Below are 19807 nucleotides of genomic sequence, written 5' to 3' on the forward strand. Positions count from 1 at the left end.
TCCCTCGGCCGTCCCCTCCCGCCCCGCCCTCCGGTTGCGCGGCCTCTTCCCGACCGGCCGGGAGTGTTCCCGCGCACGGTCTCCCTCTTTCGTCCGGCTTGTTCCCGGTGCCCGGGCGGCGAGACTGGGGCCCATGCGATGCCTCCTCGTTCTCCTCCTCATGCTCGCCGGGCCTGCCTCGGCCGAGGATCTGTGGAAGGGCCGCACGGCGGCCTTCTTCGGCCTGACGTTCATCGACACGTCGACCGAGGGCGAGCTGAACGGCGCCCGCCCCGACGAGACGGCGCGGATCGAGCGGGCCGAGCAGCAGGCGGCCGATGCCTTCGCGGCGCACGGGATCGAGCTCCTCGACCTCGCGCCGGTCGCCGGGGATCTGGCCCGCATCCGCAACCCCGCGAACTGCGGCGGGGGCGAGCTGCGCATGGCCCGCGCACTCGGGGCCGATTATGCGGTGGTGGGCGAGGTCCAGAAGGTCTCGAACCTCATCCTCGCCATGAACCTCTATGTGAAGGAGGTCTCGACCGGCCGGCAGATCCGCGGTCAGGCGGTCGACATCCGCGGCAACACCGACGAGAGCTGGCAGCGCGGAATGCGCTACATCCTCGAGCGCAACATCTTCCGCTGACGAGGGGCGGGTTTCATCCGCCAAGGGGCGCGGCTCCGTCCGCGACGCCCCAGAAGCAGCCTGCCTGTCCGCGCAGCGGACAGTCCCGGACGCGCCGCCGGCACCCGAAGGCGCAGGCGGCCGGGGACGGTCAGGCCCGCTGCAGCTCGGCCATCCGCGGCAGGATCGGGACGATCTCTTCCACGCGGTTGAACATCGGCAGGGCCAGCGTCGACAGCTCCTCGAGCTGAGCCGGGCGCGGCAGCTCCATCTCGCCGCCTTCCAGCACGGACAGCAGCCCGCGCTGCACCAGCTCGTCGCGCATCTCGTCGAGCTGGGCCCCGCTCAGGGCAAGAAGCGTCGCGATATCCTCGTGCCGGCAGTGCAGCGTCAGGCGCAGCACCCCCATCCGGTCGCGCTCGGCCAGCCTGTGGGCGCAGATCGCGAGGAAGGCCGCAAGACGTTCGAGCGGCGTCAGCGTCGAACGGATGCGGGTAAAGAGCCGGCGCAGCCCGGCCGCATGCGAGGCCGCCGCCCCCAGAGCGCCGTAGAGGCGCGGATCGCGCAGCGCCGCCGCCTCCACCTCATGCACGTCATACCAGCAGACTTCGGCCGGAACGACGGCCGTCACCCGCATCTCGCGGTTGCCGCGGAAGGCCTCGCCCAGAGGCTCGCCGATGGAGACGACATCCATCCCCATTTCGGGCCCGCAGCGCAGCAGAAGACCGGAATGCAGGATGCCGAACCGCCCGCCCTTGAGGCTCACGTCGGTGGGCGCGGCCCCCGGCAGCAGCGTCTCGAACTCGGCCACCAGCGGGCAGACCGAGGCCGCGCGGGCCCGGATCGCCGCGCAGAGCGCGTTGTGTCGCTGCTTGCAGGTCTGACAGTGCGAGGTGGTCTGACACGGCATGTCCTCAGTCCTCCCGGGATCTCGCTCTTGAGGCGAGCGTTTCATGTCGGCAACCGAAATACTGGTGAACATGACCGCCGAAGCGGGGCACGGGATCCTGAGTAGGCGAAATGAAGAGTGCGCTCTTTGACCTGCGTCAATTCGCCCGGTCGGTCAGGGGGAAACGCGCTGCTCCTCGCGCAGCCCCTCGAGAAGCGCGTGCGCGTCGAATTCCTCGTTGTCCGACAGGGAGATGAGCGCCGGCAGATCGAGGATCTCGAATCGCAGCGGCGTCAGAATCGAGATGATCCCGTCGCGGGAAAAGGCTTGCACCGCGCGCGAGATCGATTCGACCGTGGTGCCGAGATAATGCGCAAGGTCATTGCGCGCGATGGGCACGTTCACGACGATTCGCTTCGCGTCCTGGGTGAGTTCGCTGGTCTGGTGCGGCCAGCGCCGGCAGAGCATCAGGAGGTAGGTGGCGAGGCGCGCCGCGACCGTGGGGCCCGCACGCAGCGTGATCCATTCGCGCGCGGCGTCGAGCTCGTCCAGCACGGCGAGGAGCACCGCATGTTCGAGATCGGGACAGGTGCGCACGAGCGCCTCGAATGCATGGCGCTCGAAGCAGCAGAGCGTCACCTCGGTGGCGGCCTCTATGGAATAGTCCGACCGCTCCGAGAAGACGCGGCCGAACATGTCGCTCGGCACGAGAAGACCCACGATCTGCGAGCGTCCGTCCGACAGGAGCCGCTCCATCCTGAGCACCCCGCGCACGACATTGCCCACATATTCGAGCGCGCCGCCCTGCGGCACCACCACCGCATCGCGGGGGAACACCCGCAGCCGGGAGATCGCATCGAGCTTGCGAAGCGTCGCGGGGGTCAGGCCGCGGCGCAGGCCCGCATGGTGGAATTTCGAGTCAGGCCCAAGCCGCGTGACTTCGTTACGCGCCAGAGGACGCTCCATCGCTACCGCTCCGATACCGAAACTCTGCTGGCGGGCCAGACCTTAACGGCAGGACCGCCGTCGGTGCGACGATAGCAGATCCCTTGGCCGCGGGCCATCCGGGGTCCCCCGGCTGTGGCAATCGGCAGCGGGTGTGCGATCTTGACGGCCGGCGTCAACCGGCGGCCAGCAGCGCGCGCACCCGCGGGATCACCTCGCGGCCATAGAGCTCGACCGAGCGCAGAAGCGCCCCGTGCGCCAGCGGTCCCATCGAATATTTGAGCTGGAAGCGCGACAGGCCGAGCGCGCCGACCGTGTCGGCGATCTTGCGCGCGACGGTCTCGGGCGAGCCCACATACATCGAGCCGTGCTCGACCTCGCGCAGGAAGTCGTCGCGCCCGAGGCTCGGCCAGCCCCGTTCGGCGCCGAGCCGGTCGTGGAGCACCTTGTAGGCCGGGAAGGCCTCTTCGCGCGCCTGTTCGTCGGTGGGCGCGATGTGGCCCGGCGAATGAACCCCGAGCGGCATGGGCTCGAGACCCGCCTGTTCGGTGGCGCGGCGATAGAGATCGGCATAGGCCAGGAAGCGCCGGGCCGGGCCGCCGATGATGGCAAGGATCATCGGCAGCCGGAAGCGCACGGCCCGCACGACCGATTCGGGGCTGCCGCCCACGCCGATCCATGCGCGCAGGCCCGCCTCGCCCAGCGGCGGCCAGACCCGCTGCCGCGCAAGCGGCGCGCGGGTGGTGCCGGACCAGGTGACTTCCTCCTCGCGGATCAGGCGGGCGAAGAGGTCGAGCTTCTCCTCGAAGAGCGCGTGATAATCCCCGAGATCGAAGCCGAAGAGCGGAAAGCTCTCGGTGAAGGAGCCGCGGCCGAGCGTGACCTCGGCCCGGCCGCCCGTCAGCGCGTCGAGCGTCGAGAGCCGCTGGAAGAGCCGCACCGGATCGTCGGACCCCAGAACCGTCACCGCCGTGCCGAGCCGGATCCGCCGCGTGCGCGCGCCGATCGAAGCGAGCAGGATCTCGGGGGCGGAGATCGCGAAATCGTCGCGGTGATGTTCGCCGAGGCCGATGGCATCGACCCCGACCTCGTCGGCCAGCACCGCTTCCTCGACCACGTTGCGCAGCACCTCGCGCTGCGGCAGGAGCCGCCGCTCCGCATCCCAGGTCACGTCGCCGAAAGTGTCGAGGCCGAATTCGAGTGTCATGTGCATCTTCCCGTTGCCGATCGCTCCCGATGTAGCATATCCGCGCGCGCCGTCCCTGGGCAGCAGGGCACAGCTCCCCTGCTCCGCTGCACAGACGCCACGACCGGACCTCCGCGCCGGCACGGCCAGAAGGCATTGCCGCTGTTCGTCGGAGCCTCCCCTGGGCCCGCCTCTGCGGCCAGGAAGGCACCGCCGCCGTTCGTCGGAGCCCGAGGCCCGCCTCTGCGGCCAGAGGGAGCGCCGCTCGGGAACAGAGGCCGCCGCTGCCGGTTATCGAGGCGACCGGGCCGCCTGTGCCGGAGCCTTCGCAATGCCTCGAGGCATCCGGCGGGCCGCCCTTCCCAATGACAGGACATGCCATGAAACTCGACGGAAAAACCATTGCGATCCTGATCGCGCCCCGCGGTACCGAGGATGTGGAATATGTGCGGCCGAAAGAAGCGCTGACCCGGTCGGGGGCGACGGTCGTGACCGTCAGCCTCGAGGCGGGCGACGCGCAGACGGTGAACGGCGATCTCGATCCGGGCGCCACATACCGCGTCGACCGCACCTTCGCCGACGTCTCGGTGGACGAGTTCGACGGGCTCGTGATCCCCGGCGGCACGGTGGGTGCCGACAAGATCCGCGCGAGCGAGGAGGCCGTGGCCTTCGTGCGCGGCTTCGTCAGCGCGGGCAAGCCCGTGGCGGCCATCTGCCACGGACCCTGGGCCCTGGTCGAGGCGGACGTGCTCGGAGGGCGCGAAGTGACGTCCTACCCTTCGCTCGCCACCGACATCCGCAATGCGGGCGGCCGCTGGGTCGACCGCGAGGTGGTGGTCGATTCGGGCCTCGTCACCAGCCGCAAGCCGGACGATCTCGACGCCTTCTGCGCGAAGATGATCGAGGAATTTGCCGAAGGCGTGCACGACGGCCAGCGTCGCAGCGCCTGAGAAAGCGGGCGCGCCATCGGCACAGGCTTGCCGAACGTCGTGAAAAGTTCATTCGACCGGTGGACTTGCAGCCGATACGCACCAACATGGTCACGAGGACGTGTGCCGCCCGTGAGGCGGCGCGCGCGATTCACGAAGGAGGCTTCATGCGCATCGCAGTTCTGGGTGGGGATGGGTTTGTCGGCTGGCCGACAGCTCTCCACCTGTCGGACCTCGGACACGAGATCCATATCGTCGACAACCTGTCCCGGCGCTGGATCGACACCGAGCTGGGCGTGCAGTCCCTGACCCCGATGGACTCGATCCAGGAGCGCTGCCGGATCTGGCATCAGGAGACCGGCGAGCGGCTGCATTTCCACCTTCTCGACCTGCGCGAATACGATCGGATCCGCGCCTGGCTTGCCGAATACCGGCCCGAGGCCATCATCCACTTCGCCGAGCAGCGCGCCGCGCCCTATTCGATGAAGTCGGACCGCCACAAGGTCTATACGGTCAACAACAACGTCAATGCGACCCACAATCTCCTCGCCGCCATGGTCGAGACCGGCATCGATGCCCATCTCGTCCATCTCGGCACCATGGGGGTCTATGGCTATTCGACCGTGGGCGCGCCGATCCCCGAAGGCTATCTCGACGTCTCGGTCGAGACCCCTGCGGGCCCGAAAGAGCTCGAGATCCTCTATCCGACGCGGCCGGGCTCGGTCTATCACATGACCAAGAGCCTCGATCAGATCCTCTTCCAGTATTACGCCCAGAACGACGGGCTGCGGATCACCGACCTGCATCAGGGCATCGTCTGGGGCACGCATACGAACCAGACCCGCCGCCATCCCCAGCTCATCAACCGCTTCGACTATGACGGCGATTATGGCACGGTGCTCAACCGCTTCCTGATCCAGTCGGCGATCGGCTATCCGCTGACCGTGCACGGCACCGGCGGGCAGACCCGCGCCTTCATCCATATTCAGGACTCGGTGCGCTGCGTGGAGCTTGCGCTGTCGGATGCGCCCAAGGCCGGCGAGCGGGTCAAGATCTTCAACCAGATGACCGAGACGCACCGCGTGCGCGATCTGGCCGAGCTGGTGGCGAAGATGACCGGCGCCAAGGTGTCCTATCTGCCCAACCCCCGCAAGGAGGCCGACGAGAACGAGCTCGTGGTCAAGAACGACCAGTTCCTCGCGCTGGGGCTGAAGCCCATCACGCTGCAGGAAGGGCTGCTGGGCGAGGTGGTCGATGTGGCGAAGAAGTTCGCCCACCGGATCGACCGCAGCCGCGTGCCTTGCGTCTCGGCCTGGACGAAGGACATCGCGCAGCGGGTCGAGCACGATCCCGAGGGGCGGCGGCTGCGCTCGGTGTCCTGATTGGATCTGGCAACCGAAGGACCGGCCCGGTCCGAGCGGGCCTATGTCACGCTCGTGACCAATGCCGATTACGCGCTGGGGGCACGGGCGCTGCTGCGCTCGCTGGCCCTCAGCGGCACCACCGCCGACCGGGTGGTGCTGCATACCGATGTGCCCGAGGAGGCGCTGGCGCCCCTCCGGGCGCTCGGCGCCCGGCTCGTGCGGGTGGAGCTTCTGCCCACCTCGCCCGAGTTCAACGCGGCCCATGCGCGCGAGGCGCTCCATGCGCGCGCGGCCTTCACCAAGGGCGGCAAGCCGCCCTTCCACACGCCGCTCGACAATTTCGCCAAGCTCCGGCTCTGGCAGCTCGTGGACTACCGCTCGGTCGTCTTCATCGATGCCGATGCGCTGGTGCTGCGGAACGTGGACCGGCTGTTCGACTATCCCGAATTCTGCGCCGCGCCGAACGTCTACGAGAGCCTGTCGGACTTTCACCGGATGAATTCGGGCGTCTTCACCGCCCGGCCCTCGACGGACACGTTCGCCCGGATGCTTGAAGCACTCGACGTGCCGGGGGCCTTCTGGCGGCGGACCGACCAGAGCTTCCTGCAGGAGTTCTTTCCCGACTGGCAGGGCCTGCCGGTCTTCTGCAACATGCTCCAGTATGTCTGGTTCGCGATGCCCGAGCTCTGGAGCTGGGAGCAGATCCGCATCCTGCATTTCCAGTATGAGAAACCCTGGCAGGAGCACGACAAGGCCGACCGCCTGCGCCCGCTGATCGACCTGTGGCGCGCCTATGCGGGCGACGGGCCGGTGCCCGCGCTGTCGGACATGCCGGCTCCATGCGGCTTGCGCTGACCGGAGCAGGCGGCCTCGTCGGCCGCTTCATCGCCGAGGCCGCGCGGGCGGCGGGCCATTCGCTGGTGGTCCTCGCCCGCAGCCCCCTGCCCGGGGCGGACGAGCACCGGCCCTACGATCTCATGGGCCCGCTTCCCCCGCTGGGCGATGTGGATGCGCTGATCCATTGTGCCTTCCAGCATGTTCCGGGCCGCTACCGGGGCGGCGAGGGGCACGACCCCGAGGGCTTCCGCCGCGCCAACCTCGAGGGCAGCCTGCGGCTCTTCGAGGCGATGCGGGGGCGGCGGATCCTCTTTCTCTCCTCCCGCGCCGTGTTCGACGGCTACGGGCCCGGCACGTTGCTGACCGAGGCCATGCCGCCCTGCCCCGAAAGCCTCTACGGTCAGGTCAAGGCCGAGGCCGAGGTCGCGCTCTTTGCCGAAGGCGGCGCGAGCCTCCGCGCGACCGGCGTCTACGGGCCCGGGCCGGATCACAAGTGGCGCGCTCTTTTCGAGGAGTTTCGCGCGGGCCGTCCGATCGAGCCGCGGGTCGCGACCGAGGTCCATGGCGCGGATCTGGCCGCGGCGGCGCTCCTCCTGCTCGACCGGCCCGACGCGGGCGCCTTCCATGTCTCGGACCTGCTGCTCGACCGCCACGATCTTCTCGCCGAGATCGCCCGGATCGAAGGGATCACCGCGCCTCTGCCCCCGCGCGCGGATGCCTCGCGCGTCAGTCCGCTCGACTGCCGCCGGCTTTCGGCGATGGGCTGGCGGCCCGGAGGGCTCCGCCTGTTGCGGCAAACGCTGCCGCTCATGATTTAGGCAGCGGATTCCCGCCGACCCTGCCCAGGGCGCGCTTCGCGCCCGGCGAGCCAGATCCGCGCGCAACTTTGGGTTAGAGAATTTCTCCCTTGGGTTGCAAAGCTGCGCAATCGGTTCGAAAGACGACAGGATGCGCATAAAAATCGTCTTCCGGCGGAACCTGACCCTTCGATTCAGCCTTGGCCATTCGCTCAGCAACAGGCATTCTGCCCGCCATAGAAAGCCTGACGCACGCCCCATTTTGACCTATCTTCGCCCGCGGGCTGTTCCCGGCCTTTGCAGGTGCAGCATTATATGAAACATTGTTCGGGTCAGATCGGGCCCTCCTTTTCACAGATCCATATCCAGAGGTCGCGCATGTCTCCCCAGAAGGTCACCACTGCCATTTTCCCCATCGCAGGCATGGGGACGCGGTTCCTGCCCGCGACCAAGTCGATCCCGAAGGAAATTCTCACGCTCGTCGACAAGCCGCTGATCCAGTATGCGGTCGAGGAAGCCCGCGAAGCCGGCATCGAGGACTTCATCTTCGTGACCTCGCGCGGCAAGGGGGCGCTCGAGGACTTCTTCGACGTGAACCAGACGCTGGAGCGGGCCCTGCGCGCGGCGGGCAAGACCGAGCTTCTGGCCACGCTGGAGGCCACCAACATCGACAGCGGCCATGTGCCCTACGTCCGCCAGCACGAGGCGCTGGGCCTCGGCCATGCCGTCTGGTGCGCGCGTCGCCTCGTGGGCGACGAGCCCTTCGCGGTGATCCTGCCCGACGACATGGTGGTCGCCGACCGGCCCTGCCTCGCGCAGATGATCGAGGCCCACGAAGAGGTTGGCGGCAGCATCATCGCCACGATGGAAGTGCCGCCGGAAAAGGCGTCCTCCTACGGCGTCCTCGACATCGAGGAGCGTCAGGGCGCGCTCATCCGTCCGCGCGGCATCGTCGAGAAACCGAAAGCCGGCACCGCGCCCTCGAACATGGCCGTCATCGGCCGCTACATCCTCGGGCCGCGCATCATGCGCCATCTCGACCGGCGGACCGTCGGCGCGGGGGGCGAGATCCAGCTGACCGACGCCATCGCGCATGAGCTTGCCGCCCATCCGGGTTCGGTCCACGGCTTCCGCTTCCAGGGCGAGCGCTTCGACTGCGGCTCGAAGGCGGGCTTCCTTCAGGCCACCGTCGCGCTTGCGCTGCAGCGCGAGGACCTGCGCGGGGAATTCTCGACCTTCCTGCGGGCGATTGCCGAGCAATACGGTCTCGGCGTCCCGAACGCCGCGCCGCTGCGCAGCGTGGCGGCCGCGAGCTGATCCAGCGGGAAAGACGGCAGATTGCGCATTCTCTACCTCGCCCACGATCTGGACGACAGCGCCATCTGGCGGCGCGCGGCCATGCTGCGCGCCGGCGGAGCGAGCGTCCAGACCGCGGGCTTCCGCCGCCGCGAGGGGCCGCTGCCCGAAGCGGCGATCCTGCTCGGCAAGACCGCCGATGCGCGGATGCTGCAGCGTGCGGCCTCGGTCGCGCGCGCGCTCGCCGGGCTGCGCCGCAGCCTCGCCGAGGTGCAGGCCCCCGATGTCATCATCGCCCGCAACCTCGAGATGCTGGCCCTCGCGGCCCGCGCCAAGAGCTTCTGGCCGGAAGCGCTGCTCGTCTACGAGGTGCTCGACATCCACCGCATGATGCTGGGCGACGGGCCGCGGCCGCGCGCGATGCGCGCCCTCGAACGCCGGCTGATGCGCCGCGTGGGGCTGGTGCTGACCTCCTCGCCGGGCTTCGTCAACGAATATTTCCAGCCGCACGGGCAGGCCCGCATGCCGATCCGGCTCATCGAGAACAAGTGCTTCTACCCGGAGGCGGCGCTGCCTGCGGTTCCCGAACGGCGGCCGGTCGTGGCGCCGATCACCATCGGCTGGTTCGGCATCCTGCGCTGCGCCTGGTCGCTCGACTGCCTCGACAGGGTCACGCGGGCCGCTCCGGGGCGCTATCGCGTGCTGCTGCGCGGCAAGCCCGCGCTCGACCAGCTGCCGCAGTTCCACGCGACGGTGGCGGCGAACCCGGACCTCGACTTCGGCGGGCCCTACCGCAACCCGGACGATCTGGCCGACATCTACGGACAGGTCCATCTGTCCTGGCTGATCGACCGCTATGATGCGGGCAAGAACTCCGACTGGCTGCTGCCGAACCGGCTCTACGAAGGCTGCCGTCACCACGCCGTGCCGGTGGCGCTGGCGGGCACGGAGGTCGCGAACTTCCTCGGCGACTATGGGTTGGGGCTCACCGTCGCCGCCCCCGATGCCGAGGAGGTGGGGCGGCGCCTCGGCGCGCTCTCTCTCGCGGAGGTCGAGGCGATGAGGCGCGCGGTGGCGGAGGTGCCGCCGCAGGTCTGGACCACGGGTCCGGAGGAATGTCAGGAGATCACGGGCCTGATGGCCCAGATCGCCGCCGCCCGCGGGCGCAGGCGGCAGGCGGCGATGCGGCGGAAAGGCTGGTTCACCACATGACGGCGCGCGTGCTCATCGTCATCCCCACGCTGAACGAGGCGGCCCATATCGGCGGCGTGCTCGACGGCCTCCTGCCCTTCGCCGAGCGCCACGGCGCGCGGATCGTGGTGGCCGACGGCGGCTCGACGGACGGCACCCGGGCGCTGGTGACGGCCCGCCCCGAGCCCGGGATCGTGCTGCTCGACAACCCCCGCCGCCTGCAGAGCGCCGCCGTCAATCTGGCGGTGGAGCGGTTCGGCTATGACGCCGACTGGCTGATCCGGATCGATGCGCACAGCGCCTATCCGGCCGACTATTGCGACGTGCTTCTGGCCGAGGCCGAGGCCACGGGCGCGGACTCGGTCGTGGTGGGGATGAAGGCGGTGGGCTCGGGCTTCTGGCAGAGCCTCATCGCTGCGGCGCAGAATTCGCGGATCGGCAATGGCGGGTCCGCGCATCGGGTGATGCCGGTGGGCAAGTTCGTCGATCACGGCCATCATGCGCTGATGCGGATCGCGGCCTTCCGTCAGGTCGGTGGCTATGACGAGAGCTTCAGTCACAACGAGGATGCGGAACTGGACCTGAGGCTCAGGAGCGCGGGCTTCCGCATCTGGCTCACGCCGCGCACGCGCGTGACCTACTTCCCTCGCCGCAGCCTCGGCGCACTGGTGAAACAATATTTCGCCTTCGGCAGGGGGCGGGCGCGGAACATCCTGAAGCACCGCTCGCGGCCGGGCCTGCGTCAGGCGGTGCTGGTGGCGCTGACACCCGCGCTCCTGCTTGCGCTTCTCGCGCCCCTGCACTGGATCTTCGCCCTGCCGCTCGCGGGATGGGTGGTGGGCTGCCTCGCGGGGGGCCTCATGATCGCGCGCGAGACCGGCTCGCCGGGCGGGCTGCTCTCGGGCTTCGCCGCCGGCGCCATGCATGTCGCCTGGTCGGCCGGTTTCTGGGTGCAGCTCGGCCGCCACCTCCTGCAGGGCCGCCCGCGCACGGAGGCCATGGCATGACCGGCACGCGCATAGCCATCGGGATCTGCACCTTCCGCCGCCCCGGCATTGCCGCCACCCTCGCCTCGCTCGGGGCTCTGCGCTGGCCCGAGGGCATGAGCGGCCTCGTGATCGTCGCCGACAATGACGAGACACCTTCGGCCCGCGAGACGGTTCACGCGGCGGCCAAGGGCCTGTCGCTGCCGGTCTGCTATCTTCATGCGCCGGCCCGCAACATCTCGGTGGCGCGGAACGCCATCCTCGAAGCGGCCGAGGCGCGCGGCATCGAGCGGCTGGCCTTCCTCGACGACGACGAGATGGTGGAACCGGGCTGGATCGAGGCCCTGACCGCCGCTCTGGCCCGGACGGGCGCCGAGGCGGTGCTCGGTCCCGTGCGCGCCGAGCATGGCGCCGAGGCCCCGGCCTGGATGCGCGAGAGCGCGATCCACGACACGCGGCCCACCTTCCTGCCCGACGGCTCGATCAAGTCGGGCTACAGCTGCAACGTGCTGATGGACCTTTCGGCCCCCGCCCTCGAAGGCTTGCGCTTCGATCCTGCACGGGGGCGTTCGGGCGGAGAGGACACCGCCTTCTTCGAGGCGATGCTGCGGCGCGGCGGCCGGCTGGGATTCGCGCCCGATGCGCTGGTGCGCGAGACCGTTCCTGCGGACCGGGCGCGTCTGGGCTGGCTTCTGCGTCGCCGATTCCGCATGGGCCAGACCCATGCGAGCCTCATCGCCGGCCCCGGGCGGGCTCAGCGCGCGAAACAGGGGCTGGTGGCTCTCGCCAAGGTTGCGGCCTGCTTCGGGATGGCGCTCGCGGCGGTTCACGATCCTCTCAGACGGAACAATGCGCTGTTGCGCGGTGCGCTGCATGTCGGCACACTGTCGGCACTTTTCGGCGCACGACCCATCACGATCTATGGCGGGACCGGGCCTGCGCCTTCTACCTTTGATTCTAAAACGGATAGTTATCTCGTTTCGAGGAGCAGAACTTGAAGCAGTTCGGATTTCGCATCGCCGACAGCGATCCGCGCATCGATGCGCCGATGGCCGCCGCCGCACCTGCGGACACGATCGACGTCTCCCGGATCCTCGGGGCCGTGCGTCGGCAACGGCGGGTGATGATGATCTCCTGCGCGATGGGCCTGTGCCTCGGCCTCGTCTATCTCGCGACCACGCCCAAGACCTTCGTCGCGAATTCGACCGTGCTGCTGGCCGGCAAGGTCAGCCGGTCGATCGAGGAAGTGTCGGCCATCGACAGCAGCGCCTCCGAGAACGCGCTCGAAAGCGCGCAGGAGGTGATCCGCTCGCAGCCCGTGGCGCTCGCCGTGACGGACATGCTGAAGCTGACCGAGAACGAGTCCTTCCTGAACCGGCCGGTGCCGCTTCTGGCGACCGTGGTCAACGGCGTGAAGGAGGTCGTGCGCGCGCCGATCCGCCTCATCTCGCCCTCGACGCCCACCGGCCCCGCGGGCCCGCCCCCCACGCCGGAGCAGATCGAGCAGCGCAAGCGTCAGCTCGTTGCGGCCTCTCTCTCGGCCAAGATCAACGTGATGCGCGTCGGCCGTTCCAGCGTGTTCGAGATCTCCTATGCCTCGCACGACCCGGCCCTCGCGGCCTCGGTCGCCAATGCCTATGCCGAAGCCTATGTCTCCGACCTGCTGAACGCGAACTATGACGCGACGGAGCGCACGACGGAGTGGCTGCGCGAGCGGCTCGAGGCCTTGCAGTCGCAGGCCCGCGAGGCCGCGGTCGAGGCCGAGATCTTCCGCGCGGAGAACAACCTCGTCTCGACCCGCGGGGCGCTCATCACCGAAGAGAATGTCTCGAAGCTGAACGACGATCTGGCCGCGTCCATGACCGAGGCGGCCCGGGCGCAGGCGCTGATGAGCACCTATCAGGAGATCCTCGACCGCGGGCCCGAGGCCTTCCTGTCCGAGCGCAGCAGCGGCTTCTCGCTTCAGGGCAACGACCGGCTGATCGAAATGCAGGACCAGCTCTCGGGCCTGTCGGCGCGTCTCGACCGGATCGAGCGCGACTTCGGCGAGGACCATCCGCAGGCCGTGCGGCTGCGCGAGCAGGTGTCGGCCCAGATCAACGTCCTCTTCGGCGAGGTGCGCCGTCTGCACGAAGAAGCGCGCGGCTCCTACAATGTGGCCAGCGCCCAGGTGCAGGCCCTGCGCGAGAGTCTGGGTCTTGCGGTCGACGTGAACTCGGAAGCCGGGCGCAAGCAGGTGCAGCTGAAGTCGCTGGAACAGCGGGCCGAAACGCTGCAGACGCTCTACCAGACCTTCCTGACCCGCTTCCAGGAGATCGACCAGCAGAAGAGCTTCCCGATCTCGAACGTCCGGATCCTCGCCCATGCCGACGTGCCGCTGACGCCTGCAGGACCGAGCACGATGCGCGTGCTCGCGGTGATGCTGGTGCTGGGCGGCATGGTGGGCGCGGGCATCGGCGCGCTCCGCGAATGGCGCGATCGGTTCCTGCGCACCGGAGAGGATGTGCAGAACGATGTGGGCCAGCGGTTCCTCGGCTACCTGCCCCATTTCGACGCGGCGAACGGCGCGCCGCAGCTGTCGCGGCAGGCCCGCAACGCGCCCCTGAAGCTGAAGGAGCCGGTGCCGGGTCTTCCGGTCGTGCGAAAGCCGATCCATGCGCTGCAGCATCCGCGCTCGCACTATGCCGAGACCCTGCGCAACATCCGCTTCGCCTCCGAGGTGAGCCTCGCGGGCAAGTCGCAGATCGTCATGGGGATCACCTCGATCCGTCCGGGCGAGGGGAAATCCTCGGTCGCGCTGAACCTGGCCGCAGTGATGGCGGCCTCGGGCAATTCGGTGCTCCTGATCGACACCGACCCGCGCAATCCGGGCCTCAGCCGCAGGCTCGGCCTGACGCGCGGCGTGGGCCTCGTCGAGGCGGCGCTCGGCCGGGCCGATTGGACCAAGGCCCTGCGGGTGATCGGTGACAGCGGCGTGCATCTCTTGCCCTGCATCACCCCCGGCATGATGACCCATTCCAGCGAGATGCTGGGATCCAAGGGCATGCGGCAGCTTCTGGCCGCGGCCCGGGCCCGCTACAGCCACGTCATCCTCGACCTCGCGCCGCTGGGCCCGGTCGTCGATGCCCGCGTCGTGGTGCCGATGGTGGATCAGGTCATCATGGTGGCGGAGTGGGGCAAGACGCCCAAGGCGCTGCTGCGCGAGACGCTGATGAACGAGCCCGCGCTCATGGAGAAGACCCTCGGCGTGGTGCTGAACAAGGTCGACATGGAGGCGCTGCGCGACTACGTCCCGCAGACCGGCGGCGAGCATTATTACGAGGAGTATGGCGACTACTTCTCGGGCCGCAGCGGCACGAGCTGATCCGGTCCTCCCGGCATCGGCTTCCAGCGCCTCGGCTCCCGCCGGGGCGTTTTCATTCCGGGTGCTGGCTTCCCCCGCGGGAAGCTCCCTCCAGGGATGCGGTGATTGATGGACCGTCGAGAGCGACATGGCCCATCGTTCTTCGGCGTCTCCAAACAGCCCCTAACTGCAGGAAGCTCCCTTGTCCCTGCCAAGGGGTGCGACGATTGGCGGGACATCGGAGCGACAGGTCCTGCGATTTTCGGCATCTCGGTGCCGGCTTCGCCCGTAGGAAACTCCCTCCACCCGGACGAGGACAGGACGTGAGGCGCAACGTCTGGACCGACATTTCGGTCGATCTTCGGCGTCTCTTGCCGGCCTCACCCGCAGGAGGCCCTGTTCCGCGGACAAGGGATGCGACGTTTTGCGAAGCGTCAGGAGCGACATTTCGGTCGATTTTCGGCATCAGTTCGCTGACAGATGACGTCTATGCGACACTTCTCTTTTCCTTCGGCAACATCCTGCCTATTTATCAAGAATGACGCAACTTCGGGTTGCGCTCTCGGGAGGGTAACATGCGGATAGCAGCGTTCTTGATCGGGATGAGCGGAGCAGCCGTCGCAGTTGCCGCCGGGGCCATCCATCTGGGCTATTCCGGCTGGGCGGTCACGGGGTTCGTCGCAGGAACCCTGGTGATCTCGCAGATGCTCTACCTGGGCCTCATCCTCTTGATGACACGAGACGAATCCCTGAGCCGCAAGGAAGGGAGCGCATCGGAGTGCTCATCCGACAAGCTCATTCCGATGCACAAGTCGCAACAGTCGGGCCTGTGAGGCGACCGCCGGCCAAGCCTTCTTCAAGACTGCCGCCCGCGACGGAAGGCCGTGGGATGTGCCGCAGAAGCGCGCCCACTTTCGGATAGTTTCTCAGCCACAACGTCCTGCACGGCCCACCGCCGGGCTTACGCGCCCTGCGCGAGACGCCGGCGGCCCGGCTCCGAAGCCTCGTGCGCGAACATCCGCGCCAGATGCCCTTCGCCGTTGCGCATGAGGTCCGCCATGGCCCCCTCTTCGACCACGCGGCCCGCCTCGAGCGTGTAGACCCGATCTGCGAAGGCCACCATCGAGGGGCGGTGCGCGATGGTCAGCACCGTCATGCGGCCCGCCCGCCGCGCCAGCGCCTCGGCCACCCGGCTCTGGCTCTCCCAGTCGAGCGCGCTGGTGGCCTCGTCGAGGATCAGGACGGCCGGCCGGCGCAGGAAGGCGCGCGCCAGCGCGATCCGCTGCCGTTCGCCGCCCGAGAGCAGCGTGCCCCTGTCGCCCACGCGCGTATCGAGCCCATCGGGCAGCGCGGCCACGAACCGGTCCGCCGCGGCGTCCGCCAGCGCCTCCCGCATCTCGGCCTCGGTCGCTTGCGGGGCCACGATGGCGAGGTTCGCCCGGATCGTGTCATGCAGCAGGAAGGTCTCCTGCGGGACATAGGCCAGATGTTCGCGCCAGCCCCGCCGCTCGGCCTCCGAGAGCTCGCGCCCGTCGACGAGGAAACGCCCGGCTTCGGGTCGGATCAGCCCCATCACGATGTCGGCCACGGTGCTCTTGCCCGCCCCCGACGCACCGATCAGCGCGGTGGCCTGCCCCACGGGCAGGCGGATCGTGCAGTCGGACAGGGCCGCCTCCTCGGAGCCTTCCTTGTGGCGGTAGGTCACGCGGTCGAGCAGGATCTCCTGCCGCGGCACGGGCACCGGGGCCGAGGCGAAGCCCCTCCCGCCCTCGCGGTTGGCCTCGAGCCGCTGCTGAAGATCGGCCACCCGCCACCAGGCCGGCAGGTCCACGAGCAGCGCCTGCACCTGCGCCTGCACCCCCTGAAAGCGCGGCGTCACCCGCATCAGGATCACGAGCAGCACCAGCATCTGCGACATCTCGAGCCCCGCAATGCGGAGCGAGATCAGCACGAAGCCCGCGGCACCGATGGCCAGCGCCACCTGAAAGAGCCCGTTGCCGAGCGCGTTCCGCCGGGCATAGTCATGCGCGTCGGCCTTGGTCGCATCGAGCGTCCGCTCGAACTGGGCCACATGCATCGGCTCCTGGTTCATCGAGCGGGCGGTCTTCAGGCCCGAGATGAACTCCGACACGAGCCGCGCCTGCACCGTGCGCGCCGACTGGATCTTCTGGCCGAACCGCTCGGCGAGCTTGCGGTAGGGCTTCAGCAGCAGCAGCGCGATCAGCCCGAAGCCGAAGGCAAAGAGCGTCATCGGCACCGAGACCGCGAGACAGAGGACGAAATAGATCGCGAGCCCCACGACGATCTGCATGAGGTTGAGCGAGACGAAGCCCGAGAAGGTGATCCGGTCGATCTCGCCGGTCAGCGCATGTTCGAGATCGGCGCGGCGCATCCGCACCACCGTCTCCCACCGCGCCGAGGCCACGGCCGAGAACAGCCCGGCCCGCGTGCCGTTGGCGAAATCCTGCAGCAGATCCGAGAGATAGACCGCCTTCACCCGGTTGAAGGCCGCCTGCAGCGCCACCAGCACCACGATGGCCCCGAGCAGGATCTCGAGCCCCACGCTCACGTCGGGCAGCGCGTAGCCCAGGACATGCCGTCCGCCGAGGTCGATCGCATAGTCGGGCGCGCCCCGGCCCGCGAGCGTCAGGATCGGCAGGAGGAGGAGGATCGAGATGCCCTCGGTCACGTTGCCGAGCACGAGGAACGTGAGCGCCACCGCCAGCCGCTTGCGGCCGAAGCGCGCCATGGCCCGCACGAGGGCCGTGGCTCTGCGCAGCCCCTCGAGCGGGCGGATGGGGGCGGCCTCGTCACTCACGCTGCGGCTCCGGCGTCGCGCTCGATCAGCGCCACCACCTCGGGCAGCCGGTCGAGCGCATGGGGCACGATCACCCGATGCAGAACGCCGCTCGCCGCGATGGCCGCGGCCTGCCGCAGATGCCGGGCGCCGGCCGCCCCGTTCAGCGCCTCGGCGCCGAAGCGGGTGACATAGGCAAAGCGCAGCGCGAGCGGCAGCGCCTCGATCGGCGACACCGGGATCACGGCGGGCTCGGTTCCGGCCGGCGCGCGTTCCAGCCGGTAGATGCGCTTCAGCGGCGTGGCGTCCCGGGCGAACCGCCCGGGCAGCAGGACGCGGCATTTCTCGGGCACCTCGGGCACCGTCGGGCGGTGGACCGCATCGGGCGCATCGAAGGCCGCGGCCGCCGCGGGCGAGAGCTTCACCTGCGGGAAGCCGGGGCGCAGCAGCAGTGCCTCGTCCACCGCCACGATATCGTCGGCAATCAGCGGATGGCCCGCCCGGATCATCGCCGTGGCGGTGGTGGATTTGCCGGCGCCCTTGTCGCCCATCATCACCCCCCCGTTGCCGCCGACCGAGACGGCGCTCGCATGGATCGTGAAGAGGCCGAGCTGCTCCAGCGCCAGTGCCAGGACCGAGCCCAGAAGCGGATAGGCCACCAGATCCTCGGAGACGCCCGCATGGGGGCTTGCCGTCACGAGGCCCGGCTCGACCCGGAAGGTGCCGACCGTCTGCCACCAGAGCTCGGCCCGCTCCGGCGCGAAGCGGGTGCGGAAGCCGCCCTCGCCCGGCAGCGCCTCAAGCGCGCCGCGGCGCACGGTCAGATCCGCAGCCCCGTCGCCCGGCAGGGGCTCGAGTTCGGGCAGGTCGATGTCCGACCGAACGGCCAGGCCGTAGGCGGTGCGGAGCGCGGGGCGGAGCGACTGGAGGGCACTCATGCGGGGGTCCTTCTGTCGAGGCGGGGGGCCAGCGCGGGCGATCCGCCGCGCAGCCATTCGTCGAGCACAACCGCCCGCATGGTCTGGAGGAGGGCCGGCTGGTCGGGCTCGCCTGCCCGCAGCCGCTGGACGCCCTCGCGGATGACGGCCAGATCGACATAATCGCCGATCCGGCCGGGATTGCAGCCGGCGATCCGGTTGAGATTGTCGCCCCAGCTAGCCAGCATGCGTGCGCGGACATTGGGGGTGAAGTTGGTCTTGCTGGTGCGCAGCCGCACCTCGTCGGGCAGAAGCCCCTGCACCGCATCGCGCAGGAGGGCGCGCGTCATCCCGTCGTGGAACTTGGCAGCGGCGGGCTGGGCCACGCAATGTTCGATCAGCCGCCGCTCGAGGAACGGATAGCGCGGCTCGATCCCGCAGAGCGCGGCCGCGCGGTCGAGCACCTCGAGCGAGGTGGGATAGCGCGGGGCCGTCAGGGTCGCCACATGCTGCCGGATATCGTCGGTGGCCCCCGGCTTGCGGGCGCCCGCCGCCTCCTGCACGCGCTGGACGAGGCCCGTCCGCGCCACGAGCGCGGGATTGAGCGCCTGCCGCCACGCCCGGGGATCGCGCCTTGCGCCCACGTTCAGCCGCCGCGCCAGCGCGCGCAGCCAGCGGGACTGCGCCCCCTGTGCCATCGAGTTCAGGAAGAACTCCCGCCGCGAGCCGCCGAAGAGGTCCGAGACGGCTGCCGTCGACCGCCAGAGGGTCCGCCATTCGGCTTCGGAGGCGAGCTCGGTCAACCGGGCCACGCCGAAGGAGATCACTTCGTCGCCGCCATGGCCGTCGAGCAGAATGTCGACGCCGGCCTCGGAGGCACGTCGGTAGAGCCAGCGCGACGTGGCCAGATTGGGCGCGAAGAAGGGCCCGCCCTGCTCGGCCAGCAGCTCGGCCACATCGCCGCCGAGCGCGTCGCGCCCGTCGATCCAGACCGGACGGAACCGGCCGGCGGCATGGATCTTCGCGATCCACGCGCTCTCGTCGATCTCGGGGTAATCGTCGAACTTCATCGAGATGACCGGCAACGGCCCCTCGGACCGGCGCGAGGCCAGCATCGAGACCGTGCCGGAATCGAGCCCGCCGCTCAGCATCGAGCCCACCGGGCCGCCCTGCATCCGCGCCGTCACCGAGCGGTCGAGCAGTTCGAGCAGCGCCTCGGGCGGATCGGCGCGGCGGCGCGGCGCCACCTCGAGCTGCCAGTAGCGGCGGACCTCGGTCCGGCCCTTCTCGACCAGCAGCATGTGGGCCGGTTCGAGCCGGGATATGCCGCGATAGACCGTCCGGCGGGCGCAGGTGGGCTGACCCGCGAGATATTCCGCGATCCAGACCTCGTCGAGCGCGGGCTCGCAGGCGGGAAAGGCCGCCACCAGCGCCTCGATGCCGGAGGCGACCGCCACCGCCTGCGGCGTCGCGCGGTACAGGAACGGACGGACGCCGAAACGGTCGCGCAGCCCGATGAGGCGGCCCGCCGCAGGATCCCACAGGGCCAGCGCGAAGTCGCCGTCGAGATGGAGCGGCAGATCGAGCCCCCAGCGATCATAGACCGCCAGCACCGTCTCGGCGTCCGAGGCCTCGGCCATCCCCAGCGCGCGGCGCAACTCGGGACCGTTGTCGAGCCGCACGATGCCGGTCAGGACCGGGCCGCCCGGCCGCAACCGCCAGGGCC

General features: G+C 69.4%; 17 protein-coding genes. 11 read left to right on the top strand and 6 right to left on the bottom strand.

The window, feature by feature from the left end; genetic code table 11:
- Positions 1-133 precede the first annotated feature (133 nt).
- Positions 134-625 (top strand): DUF3280 domain-containing protein, encoded by a 492-nt coding sequence (locus tag A9O63_RS04720; protein ID WP_069330888.1) that lies wholly within the window; start codon positions 134-136, stop codon positions 623-625.
- 130 nt (positions 626-755) lie between these two features.
- Here the strand turns inward: A9O63_RS04720 and A9O63_RS04725 are convergent, their stop codons facing one another.
- The 3 genes from A9O63_RS04725 to A9O63_RS04735 form a co-directional block, all read right to left on the bottom strand.
- Positions 756-1514: a helix-turn-helix domain-containing protein gene (locus tag A9O63_RS04725; protein WP_069330889.1), complete on the bottom strand. Its 759-nt coding sequence runs from the start codon at positions 1512-1514 to the stop codon at positions 756-758.
- A gap of 153 nt (positions 1515-1667) precedes the next feature.
- Positions 1668-2459 (bottom strand): Crp/Fnr family transcriptional regulator, encoded by a 792-nt coding sequence (locus A9O63_RS04730; RefSeq protein ID WP_069330890.1) that lies wholly within the window; start codon positions 2457-2459, stop codon positions 1668-1670.
- Positions 2460-2613: 154 nt separating this feature from the next.
- Positions 2614-3645 (bottom strand): LLM class flavin-dependent oxidoreductase, encoded by a 1032-nt coding sequence (locus A9O63_RS04735; RefSeq protein WP_069330891.1) that lies wholly within the window; start codon positions 3643-3645, stop codon positions 2614-2616.
- A gap of 359 nt (positions 3646-4004) precedes the next feature.
- Between A9O63_RS04735 and A9O63_RS04740 the strand changes: the two genes are divergently transcribed.
- The 10 genes from A9O63_RS04740 (at position 4005) to A9O63_RS04785 (ending at position 15200) form a co-directional block, all read left to right on the top strand.
- Positions 4005-4574 carry a type 1 glutamine amidotransferase domain-containing protein gene (locus A9O63_RS04740; RefSeq protein WP_069330892.1) on the top strand — a complete coding sequence of 190 codons (570 nt, stop codon included), beginning with the start codon at positions 4005-4007 and terminating at the stop codon, positions 4572-4574.
- 146 nt (positions 4575-4720) lie between these two features.
- The gene (locus A9O63_RS04745) at positions 4721-5935 is read left to right on the top strand and encodes an NAD-dependent epimerase/dehydratase family protein (protein WP_069330893.1); all 1215 of its coding nucleotides are present in this window, start codon (positions 4721-4723) and stop codon (positions 5933-5935) included.
- Positions 5936-6772, top strand: coding sequence for a glycosyltransferase (locus A9O63_RS04750; protein WP_069330894.1), 837 nt, complete (start codon positions 5936-5938; stop codon positions 6770-6772).
- Positions 6757-7572, top strand: coding sequence for an NAD-dependent epimerase/dehydratase family protein (locus A9O63_RS04755; RefSeq protein WP_069330895.1), 816 nt, complete (start codon positions 6757-6759; stop codon positions 7570-7572). The genes A9O63_RS04750 and A9O63_RS04755 overlap by 16 nt, the downstream gene beginning before the upstream one ends.
- 357 nt (positions 7573-7929) lie before the next feature.
- A complete protein-coding gene (locus A9O63_RS04760) occupies positions 7930-8868 on the top strand; it encodes a UTP--glucose-1-phosphate uridylyltransferase (RefSeq protein ID WP_069330896.1) in 939 nt (312 codons plus the stop codon).
- 21 nt (positions 8869-8889) lie between these two features.
- Positions 8890-10059, top strand: a complete 1170-nt coding sequence (locus A9O63_RS04765) for a glycosyltransferase (protein WP_069330897.1) — start codon at positions 8890-8892, stop codon at positions 10057-10059.
- Positions 10056-11045 (top strand): glycosyltransferase family 2 protein, encoded by a 990-nt coding sequence (locus A9O63_RS04770; RefSeq protein ID WP_069330898.1) that lies wholly within the window; start codon positions 10056-10058, stop codon positions 11043-11045. Before A9O63_RS04765 ends, A9O63_RS04770 begins: the two co-directional genes overlap by 4 nt.
- Positions 11042-12022 carry a glycosyltransferase family 2 protein gene (locus tag A9O63_RS04775; protein ID WP_069330899.1) on the top strand — a complete coding sequence of 327 codons (981 nt, stop codon included), beginning with the start codon at positions 11042-11044 and terminating at the stop codon, positions 12020-12022. The genes A9O63_RS04770 and A9O63_RS04775 overlap by 4 nt, the downstream gene beginning before the upstream one ends.
- Positions 12019-14388, top strand: a complete 2370-nt coding sequence (locus A9O63_RS04780) for a GNVR domain-containing protein (protein WP_069330900.1) — start codon at positions 12019-12021, stop codon at positions 14386-14388. The genes A9O63_RS04775 and A9O63_RS04780 overlap by 4 nt, the downstream gene beginning before the upstream one ends.
- 554 nt (positions 14389-14942) lie before the next feature.
- Complete coding sequence (locus tag A9O63_RS04785; RefSeq protein WP_069330901.1) at positions 14943-15200, top strand: hypothetical protein; 258 nt, start codon at positions 14943-14945, stop codon at positions 15198-15200.
- A gap of 128 nt (positions 15201-15328) precedes the next feature.
- Here A9O63_RS04785 and A9O63_RS04790 read toward each other — a convergent pair whose 3' ends face one another.
- The 3 genes from A9O63_RS04790 to A9O63_RS04800 form a co-directional block, all read right to left on the bottom strand.
- The gene (locus A9O63_RS04790; RefSeq protein WP_069330902.1) at positions 15329-17185 is read right to left on the bottom strand and encodes an ABC transporter ATP-binding protein; all 1857 of its coding nucleotides are present in this window, start codon (positions 17183-17185) and stop codon (positions 15329-15331) included.
- Positions 17182-18102 carry a phosphoenolpyruvate carboxykinase (ATP) gene (locus A9O63_RS04795; protein ID WP_069330903.1) on the bottom strand — a complete coding sequence of 307 codons (921 nt, stop codon included), beginning with the start codon at positions 18100-18102 and terminating at the stop codon, positions 17182-17184. Before A9O63_RS04795 ends, A9O63_RS04790 begins: the two co-directional genes overlap by 4 nt.
- Positions 18099-19807: asparagine synthase-related protein (locus A9O63_RS04800; protein ID WP_069330905.1), on the bottom strand; the 1709-nt coding region annotated here is incomplete at its 5' end. The genes A9O63_RS04800 and A9O63_RS04795, both read right to left, overlap by 4 nt.

Origin of the sequence: Cereibacter johrii (genome assembly GCF_001720585.1) — a bacterium.
Taxonomy (GTDB): Bacteria; Pseudomonadota; Alphaproteobacteria; order Rhodobacterales; family Rhodobacteraceae; genus Cereibacter_A; species Cereibacter_A johrii.